Here is a 20,823-nt window from a genome sequence, read left to right as displayed (position 1 = left end):
TATGAATCCTTTAATTAGATATTAATAAATGGAAGTATTTTAGTTTTAATAAATTCCCGCCCTTTACCAGACTTCAGTTCCTTTTCTCTAATCAATGCTTCCTTTTTATTTTGGAAAAACTCAACATGTAATACTTTCCACGGTCTATATCTTACAGTAAATCCCTTTGTAGATTTGTAATTATGGAAATGAAAACGTGTGATTAAATCAGAGGTCATACCGGTATAAGTTCTGCCTGAGGACTTAGAAAAAAGTACGTATACGACGAATTCATCCATTGGGTAAAATAGTAAAACCGTCACTTTTCTGAAAGTATTAGTTGTAAATTGAGCTTTTAAATTAACTGGGGTCTAAAGTAATACCGTATTTTTTGTGCCAAATGGCCTTGGTACAACAGGTATCAATTTTGCGAGTAGTTTAAATAAAAAAGAAAAGGCTTCCATTTCTGAAAGCTCCACGATGGTAATCGGAATATCGAGTCCCGATAATTACTGGGGGGAGTTGAACCTGCCTACGGCAGGCAGGCCCGTGTCCGCCGTGGCGGATAAGAATCCAGCGTTCTATTTTATTAAAAAGAAAAAGGCTTCCATTTCTGAAAGCCTTCGTAGCGAGGACGGGAGTTGAACCCGTGACCTCAGGGTTATGAATCCTGCGCTCTAACCAACTGAGCTACCTCGCCAAATATTTTAAATATGTTAAAAAGAAGAAACTTTATTCTTCTGAGTATTCCTACCAAATTCAACGCTATGGAAATGAATCCTGGGCTCTAACCTCCCGATAACTATCGTGGATGAGCTACCTCGCCAAATATTAAATTAAGTCAAACTTTAGGTTTATTAAATACGAGAAACATTTTTCTGGTATTGAAATTTGAAATTAATAGCTATATTAAGTCGCCGTCGATTTTCAAATTGTCACAGGCTTAAAAGAAAATATTTAAACCCGAAAACCTCCCTTCCGAATGGGAATGCAAATATGAGGTCTTGTACTGTGAAATGCAAGTTACAGTTCTTTAAAAAATGGAATTTTTCGCAAAGAAAAAGTAGATATCATGGTCAAAAATAAGTTTGTAGCTGATTATCAAATCAATGCCTCCAAAAAAATAGTTTTTCAATATTTAAGTACAGCGAGTGGATTAGAGGAGTGGTTCGCCGATGAAGTCCGGATTAACGAGGATAAAAACTTTATTTTCAATTTCGATAATGAAGATCATTATGCCAGACTGGCTTCGATTCGAACAAACTCCCATGTAAAATTTGAGTTTTACGACCCAAAAAATCCAGATGCCTCCGATAATTCCTACATAGAATTCAAATTAGAAGAAAACGAATTAACGCAAACACTATTTTTAAAGGTGATAGATTACTCTGATGGTTATGATGATGAGGAACTTATCGCAATTTGGGGTGGGTTAGTTGGTTCACTAAAAGAAATTATTGGTGGTTAATTTGAATACTAATCACCATTTTTGAACTTCATTTCTAAAAGGACGTAAATCCGCTTAGGAGTAAGTTACTGCATGAAAAAACTGGATAAACTAATTCTTGGGTCTTTTATAGGCCCATTTTTATTGACATTCTTGGTGGTTGATTTCATCTTGTTGACTGTCAATATGCTGAAATATTTCGATGAAATTTTCGGGAAAGGACTGGATTTCTGGATTTACATGGAACTGATTTCTTACTTCGTTATCAGTATTTCGCCTATGGCATTACCACTTGCGGTTTTGCTATCCAGTTTAATGACTTTTGGTAATCTTGGTGAGCACTTTGAGTTGACCGCAATCAAGAGTAGTGGAATCTCCCTTATAAGGGCTATGAGGTCTATTGGAGTCTTTGTCATTGTTCTTTCGTTTGCAGCCTACCTTTCTAACAACCATCTCGTTCCTAAAGTCAACCTAAAGACATTTAGCTTACTTTATGATATCAGGATGAAATCTCCTGCCCTAGATATTAAGGAGGGGGTATTTTATAATGGAATTCCGGGATACAGCATTAAAGTAAATAAGAAACTTGATGATGTTAGGCTGAAGGATATCATTATTTATGACCATACGGGAGTTCAGGGTAATTTAAATGTGACTCTGGCAGATTCAGGTCGTATGGAGACCTTTTTCAACGATAGTTACATGCGTTTGACGTTGTACAATGGCATAAACTACTCCGAAGAAAGGCAAAGCCGCGGTATAGCTGAAAAACCAGTTAATTTCAGTCGAGGTGAATTCGAGACCAATGTGATTGTATTCAGTTTGGATGCTTTCCAAATGGACCGTACACCAGAAGACCTCTGGTCTACCAATCGAGCCATAAAAAATATTTCAGGAATCAAAGATGGACTTGACTCAATTACCACTTTGGTGAATGATAAAGTATTTCAAAATTACATTTCCACAGAGGCAAATTTCCAATTTTTTACAAGAAACAGGAAACTTAAACCTTTGCCAGGCATTCAGGAAAGAAGAAATTTGGATGATTCAATCCGCCAAATTAAAATGGAGAAGGAACGTGCTTTGAAGGATTCCTTGGGCCGAATTAAAGAGAAACAAGATAGTACTAAACGTGCAGAAGTAATTCAGGGTAGGGAAGAGACGATTACCGCTCCTGAGGATAAGCCATTAGCCTTAGGGGAGGCTACAGCAGTCAAATCCCAACCCAATGATAGTTTATTTAAGAAAAAGCGTGAGATCGTCAGGGAAAAGCCTCTGACTCTAGTGGATTCAGCTGATCTAAGAAGCTCTGAAGGGAAAGATAAAAAGCTAACGCTTACTCCTGCCGGGGTAGAAAAAGAGCCAGAAAAGGTGATTCGTACGAAACCGCTTACTGCAGAAGAAAAGGCAAAAATAGATTCTGTCATGTTTGGTAAAAATTACATAGGAAATGCCATTACCATAGCTTCCAACAACTCCAGAAATCTCAAAAATTCATTTGACGTAAAAAAAGCGCAAATAGATACCGATGAGAGAGAATATAGAAGGTATGAGATTTCTTGGTATCAGAAGTACACCCAAGCATTTGCATGTATAGTGATGTTTATGATCGGTGCACCTTTAGGAGCAATTATCAAAAAAGGGGGGCTGGGGATGCCAGTACTTATCTCAATCATCTTTTTCATTGTGTATTACATGTTGACCATGACAGGAGAGAAGTGGGCAAAAGAAGGCATTATAGACCCCTTGATAGGAACTTGGTTTTCTAATCTCTGCTTGATTCCATTTGGATTATTCTTCCTGAAGCAAGCTAGAAAAGATGCTCGGTTATTTGAGCCGGATTTCTACTTGGCGGTTTGGCAAAAGCTGAAGAAATGGAGCAAAGTAATTCGTCCAAAAGCCGCTTGATCTTTTATTATTTGAATAATAGCCTTACCTTTGTGGTTGTTTTATAAAAATTTAGCTAAACATGTATTTATCCTCAGAGAAAAAACAAGAGTTGTTTAAGAATCATGGACGGTTAAAATCTGAAAAAGACACAGGATCTCCTGAGTCTCAGATTGCCCTCTTTTCACACAGAATCAAGCATTTGACTGAGCATTTGAAGTCAAATAAGAAGGATCACTCCTCAAGACTTGGTTTATTGAAACTAGTAGGTAAGAGAAGATCTCTTCTTGATTACCTTCAGAAAAAAGAAATCGAACGATACAGAGCTATCATTGCCGATTTAGGAATCAGAAAATAACCCTTAATTGTAAGGTTCTCATATTGAGAGCCTTACTTTTTCTTTTTTATAGGTTATCACCAACTACTTTTATTATTAGACGCTTTACATACTAACACGTATATATGTTACCAAACTTGATCACCAAATCCATCAAACTAGAAGATGGAAGAGAAATTATTATCGAGACAGGTGCATTGGCTAAACAAGCTGATGGATCGGTCGTAGTGAAGATGGGAAAAGCTATGCTTTTGGCTACTGTGGTATCCAAAAAAGAAGCTGGCGAGGGAGTGGACTTTTTGCCAATGTCTGTTGACTACCAAGAGAAATTTGCTTCAACAGGAAAAATTCCTGGAGGATTTTTGAAGCGAGAAGGAAGACTTTCCGATTATGAAATTTTGATTAGCCGTATTGTAGATAGAGCTATTCGTCCAATTTTTCCTGATGATTATCACGCAGACACTCAAATCGCCATTACTTTAGTAAGTGGTGATGATGAGGTACTTCCAGATGCATTGGCAGGACTTGCTGCTTCTGCTGCTTTGGCAGTATCTGATATCCCTTTCAATGGTCCTATTTCTGAAGTTCGTGTAGCGAAAATCGATGGGAAATTGAAAATTAACCCAACTCCAACAGAATTGGAGAAGGCTTCTTTAGAATTTATCGTTGCAGGTTCACTTGACTTCATTTTGATGGTAGAAGGTGAAGCAGACGAAATTCAGGAAGAAGAAATGCTTGAAGCAATGCAATTTGCTCATGAAGAAATCAAGAGACATTGCCAAGCTCAAATTGAATTGACCAAGCTTGTTGGTAAAGAAGTAAAGAGAGAATATACTCACGAAAAGTCTGATCCAGCACTTTTCGATAAAATGAAAGCTGAAGTTTATGACAAACTTTATGCATCTGTAAGCAAGCAAATTGCAAATAAATCTGAGCGTTCTGCTTTAATCAAAGAAATCAAAGATGAGTTTGTAGAAAGTTTAGGCGAAGAGCATGAGTATGAAGCTAGCCTAATCGGTCCTTATTTCAGCAAAATCCACAAGGAAGCTGCTAGAAATTTGACATTGGATGAGAAGAAAAGATTGGATGGTAGAAAATTGAACGAAGTAAGACCTATCTGGTCTGTCGTTGATTATTTGCCTTCAGCTCATGGATCTGCAGTATTTACTAGAGGTGAAACTCAATCATTAACCACTTGTACATTGGGTACTAAGATGGATGAAATGATGGTAGATGGTGCAACAATTTCTGGTTATAACAAGTTCTACTTACATTATAACTTCCCAGGATTTTCCACAGGTGAAGTTAAGCCAAATAGAGGTCCAGGTAGAAGAGAGGTTGGACATGGTAACCTAGCGATGAGAGCATTGAAAAAAGTGCTTCCACCAGCAGAAGAGAACCCATACACCATCCGTATCGTTTCTGATATATTGGAATCAAATGGTTCATCTTCCATGGCAACAGTTTGTGCAGGTTCATTAGCAATGATGGATGCAGGGATTCAAATCAAATCTGCTGTGACCGGTATTGCAATGGGAATGATTTCTGATGCTAACACTGGAAAATATTCTATTTTATCTGATATCCTTGGTGACGAGGATCACTTGGGTGATATGGACTTTAAAGTGACTGGTACTTCTCAAGGTATTACCGCTTGTCAAATGGACTTGAAAGTAGAAGGACTGGATTATTCTGTTTTGAAGGAAGCATTGCTTCAGGCAAAAGAGGGTAGACTTCATATTTTGGATGAGATCACCAAAACTTTGGCAGCTCCAAAAACTGAATTGAAGCCTCATACGCCAAGATCCTTCATGATGATGATTCCAAAAGAGTTGATCGGTGCAGTGATCGGCCCAGGTGGAAAAGTAATTCAAGAAATTCAGAAAGATACTTCCACTACGATTGTGATTGAAGAAGTGGATAATCAAGGTAAAATCAGTGTATTCTCTGCTAACCAAGACAATATGGATGCAGCGATTTCAAGGATAAAAGCGATTGTTGCTCAGCCTGAAATCGGAGAGACTTACACAGGTAAAGTGAAAAATATTCAACCTTTTGGTGCATTTGTGGAATTTATGCCGGGTAAAGATGGTTTACTACATATCTCCGAGATTAAGTGGGAACGTGTAGAGAGCATGGACGGTGTACTTGAGCCAGGAGAAGAAATTATGGTTAAATTGATCGATATCGATAAAAAGACTGGTAAATTCAAGCTTTCTAGAAAGGCTTTATTGCCAAAACCGGAAAAACCTGAGTCAAAATAACTAGGTTAATCCAGTAATTGATTATTTTAACGAATACAACTAAATTAAAATTCACAAATCATAATCCTGAATGAGGCAGCTAAAAATTAGCAAACAGATTACCAACAGAGAAAGCCAGTCACTGGATAAATATCTCCAGGAAATTGGGAAGGTAGACCTGTTAACAGCAGATGAAGAGGTAGTTCTGGCCAAAAGAATCAGAGAAGGTGACCAACTAGCTTTGGAAAAATTAACCAAAGCCAACCTTCGATTTGTCGTTTCTGTTGCAAAGCAATATCAAAACCAAGGTCTTTCCTTAGGTGATTTGATCAACGAAGGAAACTTAGGTTTGATCAAAGCTGCACAGAGATTCGATGAAACTCGTGGTTTCAAATTCATTTCATATGCTGTTTGGTGGATTAGACAATCTATCCTGCAAGCTTTGGCAGAGCAATCTAGAATTGTTCGTTTGCCTTTGAACAGAGTTGGTTCTTTGAACAAAATCAGTAAAACTTTCAGCGAGCTGGAGCAAAGATTCGAAAGAGAACCTTCTCCGGAAGAATTAGCTGAGGTTTTGGAAGTAACTGCCAACGAGGTGGTGGATACTATGAAAATTTCTGGTCGTCACGTTTCCATGGATGCTCCATTTGTCCAAGGTGAAGAAAATAGCCTTTTGGATGTTTTGGAAAATGATGGAGACGAAAAACCAGATGATGGATTGATGAACGATTCACTTCGTAAAGAGGTGCAGCGTGCATTGTCCACTTTGACTCAACGTGAAGCTGATGTAATTACACTTTACTTCGGTTTAAATGGAGAGCATGCTATGACTCTTGAGGAAATTGGAGAGAAGTTCAATTTAACTCGGGAAAGAGTAAGGCAGATCAAAGAAAAAGCAATACGAAGACTTAGACACACTTCAAGAAGCAAGACCTTGAAGCCCTATTTGGGATAAAAGTCAAAAACATAAAGAGGGGCTTTTAGCCCCTTTTTTATATAAGAAATTTCTTGGATGTATCCTTTGCAGCATGGAGATATGAGAAGTTTTTCACCCTATTTTCCTCTTTGGGAATTTTAACATAGGGAGGTTTTGTTTACCCATCATAATTGATAAAATTTAAACGATTTAATACAAGCTATTAATGAATCAAGAGATTGAAAAAGTCCGTGTACTGATTGTTGGGTCCGGACCGGCAGGATATACTGCTGCGATTTATGCCTCAAGAGCAGGTTTATCCCCAGTGTTGTATACAGGTGGCCAACCTGGTGGGCAATTGACCATTACGAACGACGTTGAGAATTATCCAGGCTATCCTGATGGAGTGATGGGGCCGCAGATGATGGAAGATTTCAAAAATCAGGCTGAACGATTTGGAACTCAAGTGAGGTATGGGATGGTGACGAAGGTTGATTTTAATGCATCTCCAAAAGTGGTGACTGTGGATGATCAAGTAACCATTCATGCTGAAACTGTGATTATTTCTACAGGTGCTTCTGCCAAATGGTTAGGATTAGAAAGTGAGGAGAGATTAAACGGTAAAGGTGTATCAGCTTGTGCAGTTTGTGACGGATTTTTCTTTAGAAATCAGGAAGTTGCGATTGTTGGAGCTGGTGATACTGCCTGTGAGGAAGCGTCTTATTTGGCAAATATTTGTAGCAAAGTTTACATGTTTATCAGAAGAGATGAAATGAGGGCATCTCAAATCATGCAAAAACGTGTAATGAATAACCCTAAGATTGAAATCCTTTGGAATACAGAGACGGATGAGATTTTAGGAGAAGAAGAAGTAAGCGGTGTAAGAATTCTTAACAATAAAACTGGAGAAAAATCAGAATTAGCAATTTCTGGCTTCTTTGTTGCTATTGGACATCAACCAAATACTGAGATATTCAAGGACTTTATCCATATGGATGCTTCCGGGTATATCAAAACGATCCCAGGATCTTCTAAAACAAATATCGAGGGTGTTTTTGCCTGTGGCGATGCCCAAGATCATGTTTATAGACAAGCAGTTACAGCTGCTGGAACGGGATGTATGGCTGCTTTGGATGCTGAACGCTATTTGGCGGAAATAGAGAATACATAAACCTAATTCATGAGGTCTTTCATTCTAAAAATATTTTTAGGACTAATTTTGAGCATTGGTTTTACAGAAGCCAATGCTCAAGTTTTTCCTAAGATTATTAAGAAAAATAAATCAACTACTCCAGCTACTGAAACTCAGGAGCGGAAAAATATCGAACTAAGAGGGTTTGATCAACAGTCTTATTTAAGGACCCTTTCCACCATTACTGATTCCATTATTTTCGAAAATAATGTGAACTTGGGAAAGGTGCGTTCGATTGTTAGTGAAGACCCTAATGTCATGATTTGGGCACCAACAAATCAATTAATCAAGGTTTCTGAACAAGTTCAGATCGATAGCATCTGGATTACTGCTTACGAATACTTTTCAAGTTGGGATAGTAAGAAAATTGATATTTATAATTTTGATCCCAAAACCTTTCAGGATTCGGTAAACATCCGACTGTATGATCCATTTTTCGGTTACGAATGGAAAATGCCTCTTAGCAAGACTCCCGTTACCTCTACTTTTGGATCTAGATGGGGGAGATGGCACTATGGAACTGACCTTGATTTAGTTACCGGAGACCCTGTTTATAGTGGCTTTGATGGGATCGTTCGTGTCAGATCCTATGATCGCTATGGCTATGGTTATTATTTGGTAGTCCGCCATAAAAATGGTTTAGAGACACTCTATGGTCATTTGTCAAAGTTCTTAGTAGATGTAGGGCAGGAAGTTAAAGCGGGAGACCTTATTGCCAAAGGAGGTAGTACGGGAAGAAGTACGGGATCCCATCTTCATTATGAATTGAGATACCGAGGATTACCTTTTGATGCTCAGGATGTTTACGATTTTGATGAAGAGAAAATTGTGGGCCCTAATTATTTAATAACTCCCAATACTTTTGCACATGTGGTGAAGGCAAGAACCGCTGCTTACCATAGAGTTAAAAGAGGAGAAAACCTGGGTTCAATCGCTAGAAAATACGGTGTTTCTGTAAGTACACTCACAAGACTAAATGGAATTTCCACTCGTAGTATTTTGAGGATTGGTCAAAATCTAAGAGTAAGATAATCTTTAATAAAAATTTAAAATGTCAAAACTGGATGTATTGGTAATTGCTGCTCACCCGGATGATGCGGAATTAGGCTGTGCAGGTACTATTTTATCTCAGATAGAGAAGGGGTATAAAGTAGGGATTGTAGATCTCACCCAAGGAGAAATGGGAACCAGGGGAACTCCAGAATTAAGACTTCAGGAAGCGGAGAAGGCCGGTGAAATTTTAAAACTTTCAGCTCGTGAAAATATGGGCTTTAAAGATATTTATTTCGAGAATGACGAAGAGCATCAGCATAAACTAATTGAGGTTATTAGAAAATACCAGCCAGAGATAGTTCTTGCCAATGCAATAAGAGATAGGCATCCAGATCATGGAAAAGGCTCTGATTTGGCAAGTAAAGCCTGTTTTATGAGTGGTTTAAGAAAAATCGAAACTAGCTATAATGGGGTATCTCAAAAGCCTTGGAGACCTAAGTTTGTCTACCATTACATTCAAAATAATTACATAGAGCCTGATTTTATTGTTGATATTACCCCTTTTTGGGAGCAGAAAGTGGAAAGTATCAAGGCCTATAAATCTCAGTTTTTTGATCCTGAGAGCAAGGAACCAAAAAGTTTTATTTCCGATCCGGAGTTTTTGCCATTTATAGAATCTAGGTCAAGAGAATTTGGGCATAGAATTATGGCAACCTATGGTGAAGGCTTTACTGCTGAAAGGTATTTAGGGGTAAATGATTTATTTGACCTGAAGTAATTAGGGGGCTAGGATAGATTTTTTCCAAGAACCATCATTTTGCTTCTCGTATAACACCCGATCATGGAGTCTACTAGGTCTTCCCTGCCAAAACTCAACGGCACTTGGGATCAGTCTATAGCCTCCCCAATGAGGAGGTCTGCTTAGTGGTGTTTGTTCAAATTTCTTTTCTATTTCTTTCTTTCTGTTTTGTAAATCTTCACTGGAAGGAATTTTCTGACTTTGTGGAGAAGTCCAAGCTCCAATCTGTGATTCCACGGGTCTAGAAAAGAAATACTTGTCTGAAAGCTCGGCTGAAACTTTTTCGATCTTTCCTTTAATCCTTACTTGTCGTTCTAGTTCTATCCAGAAAAAGGTGAGAGAGCCTTTTGGCGTTTGAGCGATTTCTTTTCCTTTCTCACTTTTATAGTTTGTGAAGAAAACAAAGCCCTGATCCAGCTCTTTTAGCAAAACAATTCTTCCATTTGGTATTCCATCTAAGCCTAAAGTTGAAAGAGTCATTGCGTTTACCTCTGCAACTTCAGCAATAATTGCCTCTTGCAACCAAGATTGAAATTGATCGATAGGATTGTCTTTTAAAGTATTGATTTCTAGCGTTTTGAGACTGTAGTCTTTACGTATTGCTGAAATATTCATAGGGAACTGTGTTTCAGTAAAAATTTCAGGATAAATGTACTATCCCTATTGATTTTAAAAAATTATGATCTATATTTTTCCTTTAATTAATAAGGGATAGTTAATGAGTCAAAATGATAAAATAACACCAAGGGCAGGAGATTTATTGATTTCAGAACCGTTTTTGCAAGATGAAAACTTTGTGAGGTCGGTAGTTATGCTTTGTGAACACAATGAAGAGGGCAGTTTTGGATTAGTTATTAATAAACCTTCCATTTTAAAGTTGGGCGAGCTAGTGGAGAGCCTTGACTTTTTGGATGCAGAGGTATTTGTAGGTGGCCCAGTGGAGCAAAACACCCTTCATTACATCTACACGGGAGAAAAAGAATTAGAAAGAAGTATACAGATTGGAACAGATCTATGGTGGGGTGGAGATTATGAGCAGTTGGTAGAAAAATTGAAGACAGGATTGATCAACCCAGATAGAGTTAGATTTTTTATTGGATATAGTGGTTGGGGTTTAGATCAATTAGAAGAAGAGTTAGAAGATAAGACTTGGATTGTATGCCGAACGGAAGTGGATCCCAAAACTTTTGAATATACTCCTGAAGAGCTTTGGAGAAAGCTTTTGAAAAACATGGGAGGGGAGTTTAAGGTTATCGCAAATTATCCTTTGGACCCAAGATTAAATTAGGCAAAATCCTTACTTTTGCCCATATTGCCTAGAATAAGTACTGTTTTTATGACTGAGAAAAGTAATGATTTGTCCGACAAGGACAAGGTGACTCAATCCTCACAAAACGAAGAGGTAAAGAGTAACGAAAAGGAACTAAATGTAGAATCCACTGAGCAGAGCTCTGAAGAGGAAAGTATCACTGAAGAAACGCCTTCTAAAAAGGTGGTGGAAGAGGTAGAAGCCTCTGAATCTGAGCCGACTGAGGAGACTGAATCTCCGGCAGAAGTAGAAGAAGCGCCAAAGGCAGAAGCTGCTCCTGTAGCTGATACATCTGAAGTGGTGGAATCTGAAAATTCTGAAACCGAGGAGGAAGCTGCCAAAGAAGACGAGGAGAGCGAAAGTGAGGAGCATGAAGATCATGAGGAAGAAATTGATCTTACTGATCTTTCTAAAATGCAACTTCTTCAATTAATTAAAGAAAAATCAAAAGAGGGGAACGTTCTTAAAAAGGATAAATTCATTGCTGAAATCAAATCAGCTTTTGATGAGTTTGTACAAAAAGAAAGAGCAGAAGCTCTGGACAAATTTAAGGAAGATGGCGGTGCTGAAGATGATTTTGACTTCAGACCTAGTGATGAGGAAAAAGAGTTCAATACCTATTACTACGAATTCAAAAAACAAGTAAATACAATCCGAAAGGATGCTGAAAAGCAAAAAGAAACGAATCTTCAAACCAAAAATGAGCTTCTTGACAAATTGAGAGAGCTTGTAGATGGAGAGGAGACAACGTTAAGTATGGGGGCCATCAAAGCCATTCAGGAAGAATGGAAATCTGTTGGTCCAGTACCATCCTCTCAAAATAGAAGCTTATGGGCAAGTTATAATGCCTTAATGGATAGATTCTATGATAATAGAAGTATCTATTTTGAGTTAAAAGAACTTGATCGTAAGAAAAACTTAGAAAGTAAAATTGAACTTTGTGAAAAAGCCGAGACATTAAAAGATGTCAAAGATCTCAAAGATGCCATTAAAGCATTGAATGAGCTTCACGAAGAATTCAAACATATTGGCCCTGTGCCGAGAGAAGAGCAGGAAGCTTTATGGCAAAGGTTTAAAGCCGCTTCTGACGCTGTATATGATCGTAGAAAAGAGTATTACGAGAGTCAGAAGGAAGTATTCCAAAAGAATCAGGTGGAGAAAGAAGGCTTGATAGAAAAGCTTGAGCCATTTACCGAGTTCAAGGCTGATAGAATCAAAGACTGGAATAATAAAACCAAGGAGATTCTTGAAATTCAGAAAGCTTGGGAAAAAATAGGACCCGTTCCTCGTGAATCAGGAAAAGAGATTAACAAATCTTTCTGGACTGCTTTCAAGCAATTCTTCCATAATAAAAATTTATTTTTCAAAGAGCTTGATGAGATTCGTGCGACCAACCAGGGTAAAGCTGAAGAACTCATTCAAAAGGCTGAAGAATTAAAAGATAGCACAGATTGGCAAAGCACTGCAAATCAATTAGTGAAATTGCAGCAAGACTGGAAGCGATTAGGTCCTACACCGGAGAAAACGAGAGATTCCCTTTATAAGAAGTTTAAGGCTGCTTGTGATACCTTCTTTGACAACAGAAGAAATGCAAACAAACAGAACAATGCTGAGTTTGAGGCGAATTTAGAGAAGAAGGAAGCTGTCATCAAAGAAATCAAAGAAGCAGCTAGTGCCGAGTCTACCTCAGAGGAAGAATTAACAGCTCTCGTGGGTAAATTCAATGAAATCGGGTTTGTACCTAGAAAAAGTATGAAAGAGGTTCAGGCTCAATTTAAAGAGGCAGTAGATGTCTATTTAGAAAAGCTTGATCCAGAGAATTTCGATAGAGAAGACTTCCTATTCCGACTTAATTTGAATAAAATTCAATCTGATCCAAATGCGACCAGGACTCTAAATAAGAAAGAGCATGGGATTCGCAAGCAGATCTCAGATTTGGAAAACAACATCACACTTTGGAAAAACAACTTGGAGTTTTTTGCAGCTTCAAAGACTGCGGATAAGTTGAAAGACCAGTTTGATGTGAAGATTCAAAAAGCAGAAGAGGAGATCGATAAATTGAAGAAGAAGCTCTCCATCTTAAGGGAGTTTTAAATTTTTCTCCCTCAGAATAAGGAAGATAGAAAAAAATCTAAAATTTTAAATTCTGAGAGCTTGGAGTGAATATATGGAAGGCCTATATTTGCACCACGTTAAAGGAAAAAGCCTCCTTAGCTCAGCTGGTAGAGCAACTGACTTGTAATCAGTAGGTCATTGGTTCGATCCCGATAGGAGGCTCAAAAAACCGCTCAGAGATGAGCGGTTTTTTGCTTTTATAGCCATTTTAAAGTAAAGAGACATGGATTCATTTTTTGTGTATATCATCTACTCGCCATTGACTGATCGCCTTTATATTGGTCAAACTCAAAACTTGCAAGAACGGTTGGCTCAACACAATACGGGCTACTTTAAAAATGCCCATACCCATAGCGCAAGTGACTGGGAGTTTTACCATACAATTGCCTGCCAATCCAGAAAACAAGCAGTTAGAATAGAATCACACATCAAAAAAGCTAAAAAGAGAAAGTATCTTCATGATTTGAAAAAGTACCCTGAAATGAGCCAGAAGCTGAAAGAGAAATATGAATCTTGAATCAGTAGGTCATTGCCCCGATAGCTATCGCGGGCGATCCCGATAGGAGGCTCAAAAAACCGCTCAGAGATGAGCGGTTTTTTGCTTTTATAGCCATTTTAAAGTAAAGAGAAATGGATTCATTTTTTGTGTATATCATCTACTCGCCATTGACTGATCGCTTTTATATTGGTCAAACTCAAAACTTGCAAGAACGGTTGGATCAACACAATACGGGCTACTTTAAAAATGCCCATACCCATAGCGCAAGTGACTGGGAGTTTTACCATACAATTGCCTGCCAATCCAGAAAACAAGCAGTTAGAATAGAATCACACATCAAAAAAGCTAAAAAGAGAAAGTATCTTCATGATTTGAAAAAGTACCCTGAAATGAGCCAGAAGCTGAAAGAGAAATATGAATCTTGAATCAGTAGGTCATTGCCCCGATAGCTATCGCGGGCGATCCCGATAGGAGGCTCAAAAAACCGCTCAGAGATGAGCGGTTTTTTGCTTTTATAGCCATTTTAAAGTAAAGAGAAATGGATTCATTTTTTGTGTATATCATCTACTCGCCATTGACTGATCGCTTTTATATTGGTCAAACTCAAAACTTGCAAGAACGGTTGGATCAACACAATACGGGCTACTTTAAAAATGCCCATACCCATAGCGCAAGTGACTGGGAGTTTTACCATACAATTGCCTGCCAATCCAGAAAACAAGCAGTTAGAATAGAATCACACATCAAAAAAGCTAAAAAGAGAAAGTATCTTCATGATTTGAAAAAGTACCCTGAAATGAGCCAGAAGCTGAAAGAGAAATATGAATCTTGAATCAGTAGGTCATTGCCCCGATAGCTATCGCGGGCGATCCCGATAGGAGGCTCAAAAAACCGCTCAGAGATGAGCGGTTTTTTGCTTTTATAGCCATTTTAAAGTAAAGAGAAATGGATTCATTTTTTGTGTATATCATCTACTCGCCATTGACTGATCGCTTTTATATTGGTCAAACTCAAAACTTGCAAGAACGGTTGGAGCAACACAATACGGGCTACTTTAAAAATGCCCATACCCATAGCGCATGTGACTGGGAGTTCTATCATACAATTACCTGCCAATCCAGAAAACTATATTTCAAGTAAGTAAATGAAAATCTAATCCTTGAGTTCTTTTATTCTAAAATTTTACTTTTTCGGTATTCCCAAAAACAGAATAATCTCATACTTTGCATCATGGTTTATCAAAATAGAAAGAGCAAATACACTGATGCCTTCCTTCCAAGTCAATAATAAAACCCAAAACCGAATGTTTGGTACCAATAAAACCTTCCTATTATCTTTTGTTTCCTTGATTGTCCTGAGCTCTTGCGAGCCAGAAAGGTCTCCATTTGACGTTTCTCCTTCAGAATCAATGGATCCTAAAAGACTAGAAGAGCCTTATCCAAAAATTGAATTACCTGAGGATATAGATTTAGAATCTCCAACCTGGAAAGGGATTGACCTATCTCCACAGCCTCCGGTAATCCCTGTTTCAGCTAATGAGGAGAAGAAATCCTTTGTTTTACAGCCGGGCTTTCATATTGACCCCGTGCTTTCTGAACCACAAATTAGAGAACCTGCAGCCATACAATTTGACGGAAATGGAAGAATGTATGTGCTTGAGTTAAGAACCTACATGCAGGATATCGATGCCAATGGGGAATTGATGCCGACTTCCAGAATATCCAGATGGGAAGATCAGGACAATGATGGGGTTTATGAAACGGGAGTGGTCTTTTTGGACAGCTTAGTGTTTCCTAGGTATGTGGTTCCTTTTGGCCCTAACACAATCTTGTCTATGGAGTCAAATGAGGATCATGTTTATAAATACACAGACACGGACGGAGATGGAAAAGCGGATAAAAAGGAATTGTTCGTTTCAGGTCTAGGAAGGTCTGGTAATGTGGAACATCAGACCAGCTTTTTGACTTGGACCTTAGATAACTGGATGTACAGCACCTATAACAGCAAGAGAATCCGATGGACCCCAGATGGAGTAATTCAGGAACCAAGCGGTAATCCTTGGGGACAATGGGGTGTGACTCAAGATAATTATGGAAAGATCTGGTTTCAAGATGGAGCCGGAGGAGTACCACAGGGATTTCAATTTCCAATTGTTTATGGCAATTATAGCGTTAAAGGACAGTGGAAAGATGGATTCCGGATTCCTTTCAGTTTGATTAAACTGGAGGATTTCCAACCTGGGATGAAAGAAACCAAACCGGATGGTTCCTTAAGCAATGTAACTGGAGCAGCAGGAAATGATGTTTTTAGAGGTGATCGACTTCCAAAAGAGTTGGTAGGCCAATATTTCTATGGTGAGCCTGTAGGAAGAATTGTAAGGCAAGTTACCACTGAAAACGTGGAAGGATTGACTTACATTCAAAACAAGTATCTCGATAAAGAGTCCGAATTTATTCAATCTACCGATCCTTTATTTAGACCCGTGGATATGGCTACTGCTCCTGATGGAACGCTCTATATCGTGGATATGTATCGTGGTATCATCCAGCAAGGGAATTGGACACAGGAAGGAAGTTATTTAAGGACCAAAATCCAGCAGTACCAAATGGATGATGTGGCTGGCAACGGAAGGATTTGGAGAGTTTCTTACGATGGAATGCCTAGAAATACAGAAAAACCTAGAATGTATGAGGAAACATCGGCTGAGCTAGTTAGACACCTTGAAAATCCAAACGGATGGTGGAGAGATACCGCTCAAAAGCTAATGGTTTTAAATCAGGACAAGTCTATAGTTCCTGCTTTAGAGGAGATGGTTAAAAACTCCGATAATGAACTTGCCAGAATTCATGCATTATGGACATTAGAAGGCTTAAGTTCTTTAAAACTGGAGCTTGTTAGAAGCTTGTTAAAAGACCCAAGTCCAATTATTAGGGTCCAAGCACTCAAAGCCAGTGAAACCCTCTATAAATACGGTGAGAAGAGCTTAGCAGAAGACTATAGACAAATGACCCAGGATGCAGATCCTAATGTGGTCATCCAAGCACTTTTTAGCGCCTATATTCTTTCGATCGATCAGGTTGAAGAATTGATGGCTTCCACTATAGAAAGCAATTCAGCTCAGGGCGTTCAGCTTGTGGGTACTCAGATTTTAGAAAAGATTGCTGAGGCTAAAGAAGAGGATGCTAACAAATTTGAACCACAGCAACTGGCGTTATACAATCAAGGCAAAAGCATCTTTGATAGTTATTGCTCTACCTGTCATGGACCAAAAGGATTGGGTTCACCAGCAGGTGATGGATTAATTGCACCTGCTTTTTCTGGTTCTCAAAGAATTCAAGGTCACCCTGAGTATTCCGTAAAAACTTTACTGCATGGTTTGACTGGAGATATGGAAGGAAAGGAATATGAGGGAGTGATGATTGCGATGGATATGAATGATGATCAATATATCGCCTCCGTAATATCTTATATCCGAAATGCTTTTGGTAATGAAGGAAGTTTTGTGACTCCTGAATATGTTGCCGAGATACGTGAAGAAACGAAAGAAAAGGAGGGAACCTATACTTTTGAAGAATTGACAGGAGAGGTTCCTAAAGCTCTTATTCTTCAAGATAACTGGATCGTAAATGCCAGCAGCACAGCACTTCAAGGAGTAGGCTCCACAAAAGACCCATCCTATGCTTTTGGTTATAAAGGATGGAAAACTGAAACTTCACAGGAACCTGGAATGTGGTTTCAAGTGGAACTTCCGGATGCGCATAATTTCGCAGAAATTCAATTTGATTCGAGAAATGAATTTCCAATTTCCTACCATGTATCTATTTCAAGCGATGGTAATAATTGGACTAAAGTCGCTGAAGGAAAAGGAGAGCAGGGAGTTAATAACTTAAGATGGAAGTCTGAGGAAAGTGTTCGCTTTATTAAAATCGAATCCACCGAAAAGGGAGAAACTCCTTGGGCAATGCGGAATTTGATTCTTTATTCAAGATAAAAGACTATTGGTTTAATAGCAGAGAGGGTTTCGATTTATCGTTACCCTCTTTTTTTATCTGTCAATTTGATGGGAAAGCCAAAAACGCCACTTGTAGCTCGCCTAGTTTCTTGTAGCCCTCCTCATTCATGTGAATAGGATCTTCATAAAATAGGTTTTGATTGAAAGTGTTGTACCCTGCCTTCGAAAATTGATCTAAATAAGGTATTCCGTGTAATTCGCAGATTTGCTTCTGCATTTCTACATATCTGGCCATTCCGTTAGAATCCAGCGGGTCATAACCTCCGGGATTCATAAAAGCTTTGCTGGAAGTAAAGAAATAGATGGTTGCATTGGGATTCAGTTCATATATCTTTTTAATACAATAGTTTATCCCTCCAGCTTGGGTTACCAGCTTTTTTTCATCAAATCCATCAAGTTCTGTGTAATCTGTGACCGATCCATTTTCGCGATTATTGGTGTAATCATTAGTAGAAGCCCACAAGATATAAATATCAAAAACTCCAGCCTCATCTACTTGCTGCTGCAAGGATTTCCCCTGCAAGGATGAAAAACCAGCTCCACCCACGCCGTAGTTTGTTACGGTCATTCCCAAACTTTCTTTCCACATGGATTTGGCCGCTTCGCTTGAAGGGATCACAGAAACGGAGCCCCCGAAAACAGCTACTGATTTACCATAGTTTAAAGAGCTTGTAATAGGAATGATTTTCTTTTCCTGACTTTGGCCAAATAGTAAACTGGTGGCACAAAGGAATAACAGTAGTAAGTAAAATTTCTTTTGATTCATTTTCATGAGGTTAAGTTAATTCAATAGAAAAGAAAACTATAAAATTCTTTCAGGAAGTATTTGAAAGCAATTATTTTTTATTCTTATTGTATCAATAATATACAATAACCCCAAAACATGAAATCAAAATTATCTATTTTAAGTGCATTAGGATTTTTTTTTCTAGTCACTTTTGCATTTGCAGCTGTAGACGCATCCTATTTTGAAGGCAAATGGGAGGTGCTCATAAAAAACACTCCCAATGGAGATGCAACAATTCCAGTAAGATTTGAGACAAAGGATAATCTTACAACGGGCTATTTCAAAGAGGAGGGTTCCACAGAAGAAAAAAAGATGGCTGCCGTAAAAATAGAAGGGGATGCCTTATCAGCAGCTTTTAATATCAGTGGCTATGACGTTACCTTATTTCTCCAAAAGGTAGATGAGGAATCTGCTAAAGGAGATCTGATGGGAATGTTTGATGCCTACGGTAAAAAATTAAAGTAAGGATGAAAAAAAAAGTGGCAATACGTATTGCCACTCTTTCTGTAATCTTGTTACCCAATTTATTCTATGTTACTTTAATTTTCAATTGCTTGTCAATAAAGTCCTAAGATGTAACGGACCATATCTTTTGCATCTTCTTCGCTAAGGTTTGGATGTGGCGGCATGGCGGTTTCACCCCATACACCAGATCCTCCTTCGATGACTTTTTTGGCAAGCTTTGTTACATTCTCATCGGTGTTTTTATATTCCGCTGCGATATCTCTATAAGCAGGACCTACAACCATTCTTTCTACAAGGTGACAGGAAAGACAATCTGAATTAGCTACTTTTTCTTCGCCCGTTAGCACTTGGCTTTCAGAACTGTCTATTGCTTCTTCCGTCATTTCCTCTTCTTCAGGTTCGGGTTCAGCCGCTACGGGCGGATTTAATACAGGAGCTGTAGTTTCTGCTACAGGCTTTTCAACTATTGTTTCAGACTTTTTTTCTTCACCTCCACATGCGAACAAAAGAGCTACCAGGAATACGGTAGTTAATTTTGATAAGTTTGTAATTTTCATTCTGGTATTATATTAATATTCAAATAGTTAGTTTGAATAAATTCAATTTCATTTAGAGGGTTTAGTATTAAGTTTCACGAATTTTTAAAAAGAAGGATTGGGTTTTAAGCCCAAAATCCTTCTTTAATGATTTTTCTTAGCTTAACGTAAATTCTGGTAGTGGAATAATTTTACCTCCATCCATTGCTGATTCATGTGCAAGTATTCCTACACAGGTAATATTTGCTGATTGCTTTGCGTCTGGATAAGGTGCTCTTTCTTCATTCAATGCGTTTAGGAATTCATTCACCAAATGTGGGTGAGAACCTCCGTGTCCAGCTCCTTGAATAAAGGACAGGTGCTGATTATCATCTCCATCATAAACTCCTGCAGTTGTGAATCCAGCAATTTCCTCTGGAAGCAAATGTGCATAATCAGGGATTTTTACACGCTCGGGAGTTTCTCCAGTATGGATCACTGAGTCCTCATGCTCGATAAGAGTCCACTCAAATGATTTCTTAGATCCGTAAACATCAAAACTTTCTCTGTATTGTCTTGCTGTGTTGAACAAAGATCTGGTCACTTCAGCTGCAAGATCAGAATCTTTGAATTTGATATGGCAAGTTTCAATTGCGAAAGGAGACCCGTATTTTGGAATCAAGTTTTCATCGATTCTTCCGGAACCTAGGCAAGAAACATATTCCGCTTGGGCCTTAGGCAATGCTAAAACTGGACCTACACAGTGCGTGGCATAATGCATAGGAGGGAGACCTTCCCAATATCCTGGCCATCCAGCCATTTCTTGTTGGTGAGAGGCTCTTAGGAACTGAATTTTACCTAAATCACCATTCTCAAACATTTCCTTGACAAATAGAAATTCACGGCTATAAATTACCGTCTCCATCATCATGTAGGTAAGGCCAGTTCTTTCTACTTCTTCTACGATGGCTTTACATTCTTCTACTGTAGTAGCCATAGGAACAGTACAAGCTACATGCTTTCCAGCTCTAAGGGCTTTGATAGATTGCTCTGCATGGTTTTGGATCGGCGTATTGATATGTACCGCATCAACTTCTGGATCTTTTAAAAGCTCATCATAGTCAGTATACACTTTATCTATTCCGAAAGCTTTACCGATTTCCTCAGCTTTTTCTTTATTCCTTTGGCAAATCGCATACATGTTTGCCAATTTATGTTTTTGATATATTGGGATGAACTCAGCACCAAAGCCGAGTCCGATAATAGCAATATTAAAAGGCTTCTTACTCATTTTACTATTGGTTAAAAAGGTTTTTATAGGTAATGTA

At 38.4% G+C, this 20,823-nt stretch carries 21 protein-coding genes and 2 tRNA genes; 17 read left to right on the top strand and 6 right to left on the bottom strand.

The window, feature by feature from the left end; translation table 11 throughout:
* Positions 1 to 14: 14 nt before the first annotated feature.
* Both ALPR1_RS11765 and ALPR1_RS11760 read right to left on the bottom strand, forming a co-directional pair.
* Complete coding sequence (locus ALPR1_RS11765) at positions 15 to 278, bottom strand: GIY-YIG nuclease family protein (protein WP_008200946.1); 264 nt, start codon at positions 276 to 278, stop codon at positions 15 to 17.
* Between the two features lie 327 nt (positions 279 to 605).
* A tRNA-Met gene (locus tag ALPR1_RS11760) sits at positions 606 to 679 on the bottom strand.
* A 372-nt stretch (positions 680 to 1,051) separates the two neighbouring features.
* Between ALPR1_RS11760 and ALPR1_RS11755 the strand changes: the two genes are divergently transcribed.
* The 8 genes from ALPR1_RS11755 to bshB1 all read left to right on the top strand — a co-directional run bounded on the left by ALPR1_RS11755 (position 1,052) and on the right by bshB1 (position 9,772).
* Positions 1,052 to 1,447: an START-like domain-containing protein gene (locus tag ALPR1_RS11755; RefSeq protein ID WP_008200945.1), complete on the top strand. Its 396-nt coding sequence runs from the start codon at positions 1,052 to 1,054 to the stop codon at positions 1,445 to 1,447.
* Between the two features lie 72 nt (positions 1,448 to 1,519).
* Entirely contained in the window at positions 1,520 to 3,334 is a 1,815-nt protein-coding gene (locus tag ALPR1_RS11750; RefSeq protein ID WP_008200944.1) for an LptF/LptG family permease, read from the top strand.
* A 61-nt stretch (positions 3,335 to 3,395) separates the two neighbouring features.
* The gene (gene rpsO, locus ALPR1_RS11745; protein ID WP_008200943.1) at positions 3,396 to 3,671 is read left to right on the top strand and encodes a 30S ribosomal protein S15; all 276 of its coding nucleotides are present in this window, start codon (positions 3,396 to 3,398) and stop codon (positions 3,669 to 3,671) included.
* Between the two features lie 104 nt (positions 3,672 to 3,775).
* Complete coding sequence (gene pnp, locus ALPR1_RS11740) at positions 3,776 to 5,914, top strand: polyribonucleotide nucleotidyltransferase (protein WP_008200942.1); 2,139 nt, start codon at positions 3,776 to 3,778, stop codon at positions 5,912 to 5,914.
* 70 nt (positions 5,915 to 5,984) lie between these two features.
* Positions 5,985 to 6,848 (top strand): sigma-70 family RNA polymerase sigma factor, encoded by an 864-nt coding sequence (locus tag ALPR1_RS11735; RefSeq protein ID WP_008200940.1) that lies wholly within the window; start codon positions 5,985 to 5,987, stop codon positions 6,846 to 6,848.
* A gap of 187 nt (positions 6,849 to 7,035) precedes the next feature.
* Positions 7,036 to 7,980, top strand: a complete 945-nt coding sequence (trxB, locus tag ALPR1_RS11730; protein WP_008200939.1) for a thioredoxin-disulfide reductase — start codon at positions 7,036 to 7,038, stop codon at positions 7,978 to 7,980.
* A 9-nt stretch (positions 7,981 to 7,989) separates the two neighbouring features.
* Positions 7,990 to 9,033 (top strand): peptidoglycan DD-metalloendopeptidase family protein, encoded by a 1,044-nt coding sequence (locus ALPR1_RS11725; protein WP_008200936.1) that lies wholly within the window; start codon positions 7,990 to 7,992, stop codon positions 9,031 to 9,033.
* Positions 9,034 to 9,052: 19 nt separating this feature from the next.
* On the top strand, positions 9,053 to 9,772 hold the full coding sequence (gene bshB1, locus ALPR1_RS11720; RefSeq protein ID WP_008200935.1) for a bacillithiol biosynthesis deacetylase BshB1: 720 nt from the start codon (positions 9,053 to 9,055) through the stop codon (positions 9,770 to 9,772).
* Here bshB1 and pdxH read toward each other — a convergent pair whose 3' ends face one another.
* Complete coding sequence (pdxH, locus tag ALPR1_RS11715) at positions 9,773 to 10,408, bottom strand: pyridoxamine 5'-phosphate oxidase (RefSeq protein ID WP_008200933.1); 636 nt, start codon at positions 10,406 to 10,408, stop codon at positions 9,773 to 9,775. It lies immediately after the preceding gene.
* Positions 10,409 to 10,511: 103 nt separating this feature from the next.
* Between pdxH and ALPR1_RS11710 the strand changes: the two genes are divergently transcribed.
* From ALPR1_RS11710 to ALPR1_RS11680, 8 genes are all read left to right on the top strand, one after another.
* Positions 10,512 to 11,081: a YqgE/AlgH family protein gene (locus ALPR1_RS11710; protein WP_008200931.1), complete on the top strand. Its 570-nt coding sequence runs from the start codon at positions 10,512 to 10,514 to the stop codon at positions 11,079 to 11,081.
* 48 nt (positions 11,082 to 11,129) lie between these two features.
* Positions 11,130 to 13,196: a DUF349 domain-containing protein gene (locus ALPR1_RS11705; RefSeq protein WP_008200930.1), complete on the top strand. Its 2,067-nt coding sequence runs from the start codon at positions 11,130 to 11,132 to the stop codon at positions 13,194 to 13,196.
* 110 nt (positions 13,197 to 13,306) lie between these two features.
* Positions 13,307 to 13,379, top strand: a tRNA-Thr gene (locus ALPR1_RS11700).
* 61 nt (positions 13,380 to 13,440) lie between these two features.
* Complete coding sequence (locus ALPR1_RS11695; RefSeq protein ID WP_008200929.1) at positions 13,441 to 13,734, top strand: GIY-YIG nuclease family protein; 294 nt, start codon at positions 13,441 to 13,443, stop codon at positions 13,732 to 13,734.
* 113 nt (positions 13,735 to 13,847) lie between these two features.
* On the top strand, positions 13,848 to 14,141 hold the full coding sequence (locus ALPR1_RS11690; protein WP_008200928.1) for a GIY-YIG nuclease family protein: 294 nt from the start codon (positions 13,848 to 13,850) through the stop codon (positions 14,139 to 14,141).
* A 113-nt stretch (positions 14,142 to 14,254) separates the two neighbouring features.
* Positions 14,255 to 14,548, top strand: a complete 294-nt coding sequence (locus ALPR1_RS11685) for a GIY-YIG nuclease family protein (protein WP_008200928.1) — start codon at positions 14,255 to 14,257, stop codon at positions 14,546 to 14,548.
* Positions 14,549 to 14,661: 113 nt separating this feature from the next.
* Positions 14,662 to 14,856 (top strand): GIY-YIG nuclease family protein, encoded by a 195-nt coding sequence (locus tag ALPR1_RS20545; RefSeq protein ID WP_008200925.1) that lies wholly within the window; start codon positions 14,662 to 14,664, stop codon positions 14,854 to 14,856.
* Between the two features lie 163 nt (positions 14,857 to 15,019).
* A complete protein-coding gene (locus tag ALPR1_RS11680) occupies positions 15,020 to 17,707 on the top strand; it encodes a DUF7133 domain-containing protein (protein ID WP_008200922.1) in 2,688 nt (895 codons plus the stop codon).
* 61 nt (positions 17,708 to 17,768) lie between these two features.
* On the opposite strand, the gene ALPR1_RS11675 is transcribed toward ALPR1_RS11680, so the two are convergent.
* On the bottom strand, positions 17,769 to 18,494 hold the full coding sequence (locus ALPR1_RS11675) for an SGNH/GDSL hydrolase family protein (protein WP_153231806.1): 726 nt from the start codon (positions 18,492 to 18,494) through the stop codon (positions 17,769 to 17,771).
* Between the two features lie 117 nt (positions 18,495 to 18,611).
* Here ALPR1_RS11675 and ALPR1_RS11670 point away from each other — a divergent pair, with 117 nt between their 5' ends.
* Positions 18,612 to 18,980 carry a hypothetical protein gene (locus tag ALPR1_RS11670; protein WP_008200918.1) on the top strand — a complete coding sequence of 123 codons (369 nt, stop codon included), beginning with the start codon at positions 18,612 to 18,614 and terminating at the stop codon, positions 18,978 to 18,980.
* Between the two features lie 92 nt (positions 18,981 to 19,072).
* On the opposite strand, the gene ALPR1_RS11665 is transcribed toward ALPR1_RS11670, so the two are convergent.
* Together ALPR1_RS11665 and ALPR1_RS11660 are read right to left on the bottom strand one after the other, a co-directional pair.
* Positions 19,073 to 19,537 carry a c-type cytochrome gene (locus tag ALPR1_RS11665; RefSeq protein WP_008200916.1) on the bottom strand — a complete coding sequence of 155 codons (465 nt, stop codon included), beginning with the start codon at positions 19,535 to 19,537 and terminating at the stop codon, positions 19,073 to 19,075.
* Between the two features lie 136 nt (positions 19,538 to 19,673).
* Positions 19,674 to 20,786 (bottom strand): Gfo/Idh/MocA family protein, encoded by a 1,113-nt coding sequence (locus ALPR1_RS11660; protein WP_008200915.1) that lies wholly within the window; start codon positions 20,784 to 20,786, stop codon positions 19,674 to 19,676.
* Positions 20,787 to 20,823 lie beyond the last annotated feature (37 nt).

Origin of the sequence: Algoriphagus machipongonensis (genome assembly GCF_000166275.1) — a bacterium.
Taxonomy (GTDB): domain Bacteria; phylum Bacteroidota; class Bacteroidia; order Cytophagales; family Cyclobacteriaceae; genus Algoriphagus; species Algoriphagus machipongonensis.
This window is presented reverse-complemented; position numbering and strand designations above follow the sequence as displayed.

Coding starts and splice junctions, on each gene's coding strand:
- ALPR1_RS11750 (WP_008200944.1), top strand. CDS start 1,520: ATGAAAAAACTGGATAAACTAATTCTTGGGTCTTTTATAGGCCCATTT.
- ALPR1_RS11765 (WP_008200946.1), bottom strand. CDS start 278: ATGGATGAATTCGTCGTATACGTACTTTTTTCTAAGTCCTCAGGCAGA.
- ALPR1_RS11755 (WP_008200945.1), top strand. CDS start 1,052: ATGGTCAAAAATAAGTTTGTAGCTGATTATCAAATCAATGCCTCCAAA.
- ALPR1_RS11725 (WP_008200936.1), top strand. CDS start 7,990: ATGAGGTCTTTCATTCTAAAAATATTTTTAGGACTAATTTTGAGCATT.
- ALPR1_RS11710 (WP_008200931.1), top strand. CDS start 10,512: ATGAGTCAAAATGATAAAATAACACCAAGGGCAGGAGATTTATTGATT.
- bshB1 (WP_008200935.1), top strand. CDS start 9,053: ATGTCAAAACTGGATGTATTGGTAATTGCTGCTCACCCGGATGATGCG.
- ALPR1_RS11735 (WP_008200940.1), top strand. CDS start 5,985: ATGAGGCAGCTAAAAATTAGCAAACAGATTACCAACAGAGAAAGCCAG.
- ALPR1_RS11660 (WP_008200915.1), bottom strand. CDS start 20,786: ATGAGTAAGAAGCCTTTTAATATTGCTATTATCGGACTCGGCTTTGGT.
- ALPR1_RS11680 (WP_008200922.1), top strand. CDS start 15,020: ATGTTTGGTACCAATAAAACCTTCCTATTATCTTTTGTTTCCTTGATT.
- ALPR1_RS11690 (WP_008200928.1), top strand. CDS start 13,848: ATGGATTCATTTTTTGTGTATATCATCTACTCGCCATTGACTGATCGC.
- trxB (WP_008200939.1), top strand. CDS start 7,036: ATGAATCAAGAGATTGAAAAAGTCCGTGTACTGATTGTTGGGTCCGGA.
- ALPR1_RS11685 (WP_008200928.1), top strand. CDS start 14,255: ATGGATTCATTTTTTGTGTATATCATCTACTCGCCATTGACTGATCGC.
- ALPR1_RS11695 (WP_008200929.1), top strand. CDS start 13,441: ATGGATTCATTTTTTGTGTATATCATCTACTCGCCATTGACTGATCGC.
- ALPR1_RS11665 (WP_008200916.1), bottom strand. CDS start 19,537: ATGAAAATTACAAACTTATCAAAATTAACTACCGTATTCCTGGTAGCT.
- ALPR1_RS11670 (WP_008200918.1), top strand. CDS start 18,612: ATGAAATCAAAATTATCTATTTTAAGTGCATTAGGATTTTTTTTTCTA.
- ALPR1_RS11705 (WP_008200930.1), top strand. CDS start 11,130: ATGACTGAGAAAAGTAATGATTTGTCCGACAAGGACAAGGTGACTCAA.
- pnp (WP_008200942.1), top strand. CDS start 3,776: ATGTTACCAAACTTGATCACCAAATCCATCAAACTAGAAGATGGAAGA.
- rpsO (WP_008200943.1), top strand. CDS start 3,396: ATGTATTTATCCTCAGAGAAAAAACAAGAGTTGTTTAAGAATCATGGA.
- ALPR1_RS11675 (WP_153231806.1), bottom strand. CDS start 18,494: ATGAATCAAAAGAAATTTTACTTACTACTGTTATTCCTTTGTGCCACC.
- pdxH (WP_008200933.1), bottom strand. CDS start 10,408: ATGAATATTTCAGCAATACGTAAAGACTACAGTCTCAAAACGCTAGAA.
- ALPR1_RS20545 (WP_008200925.1), top strand. CDS start 14,662: ATGGATTCATTTTTTGTGTATATCATCTACTCGCCATTGACTGATCGC.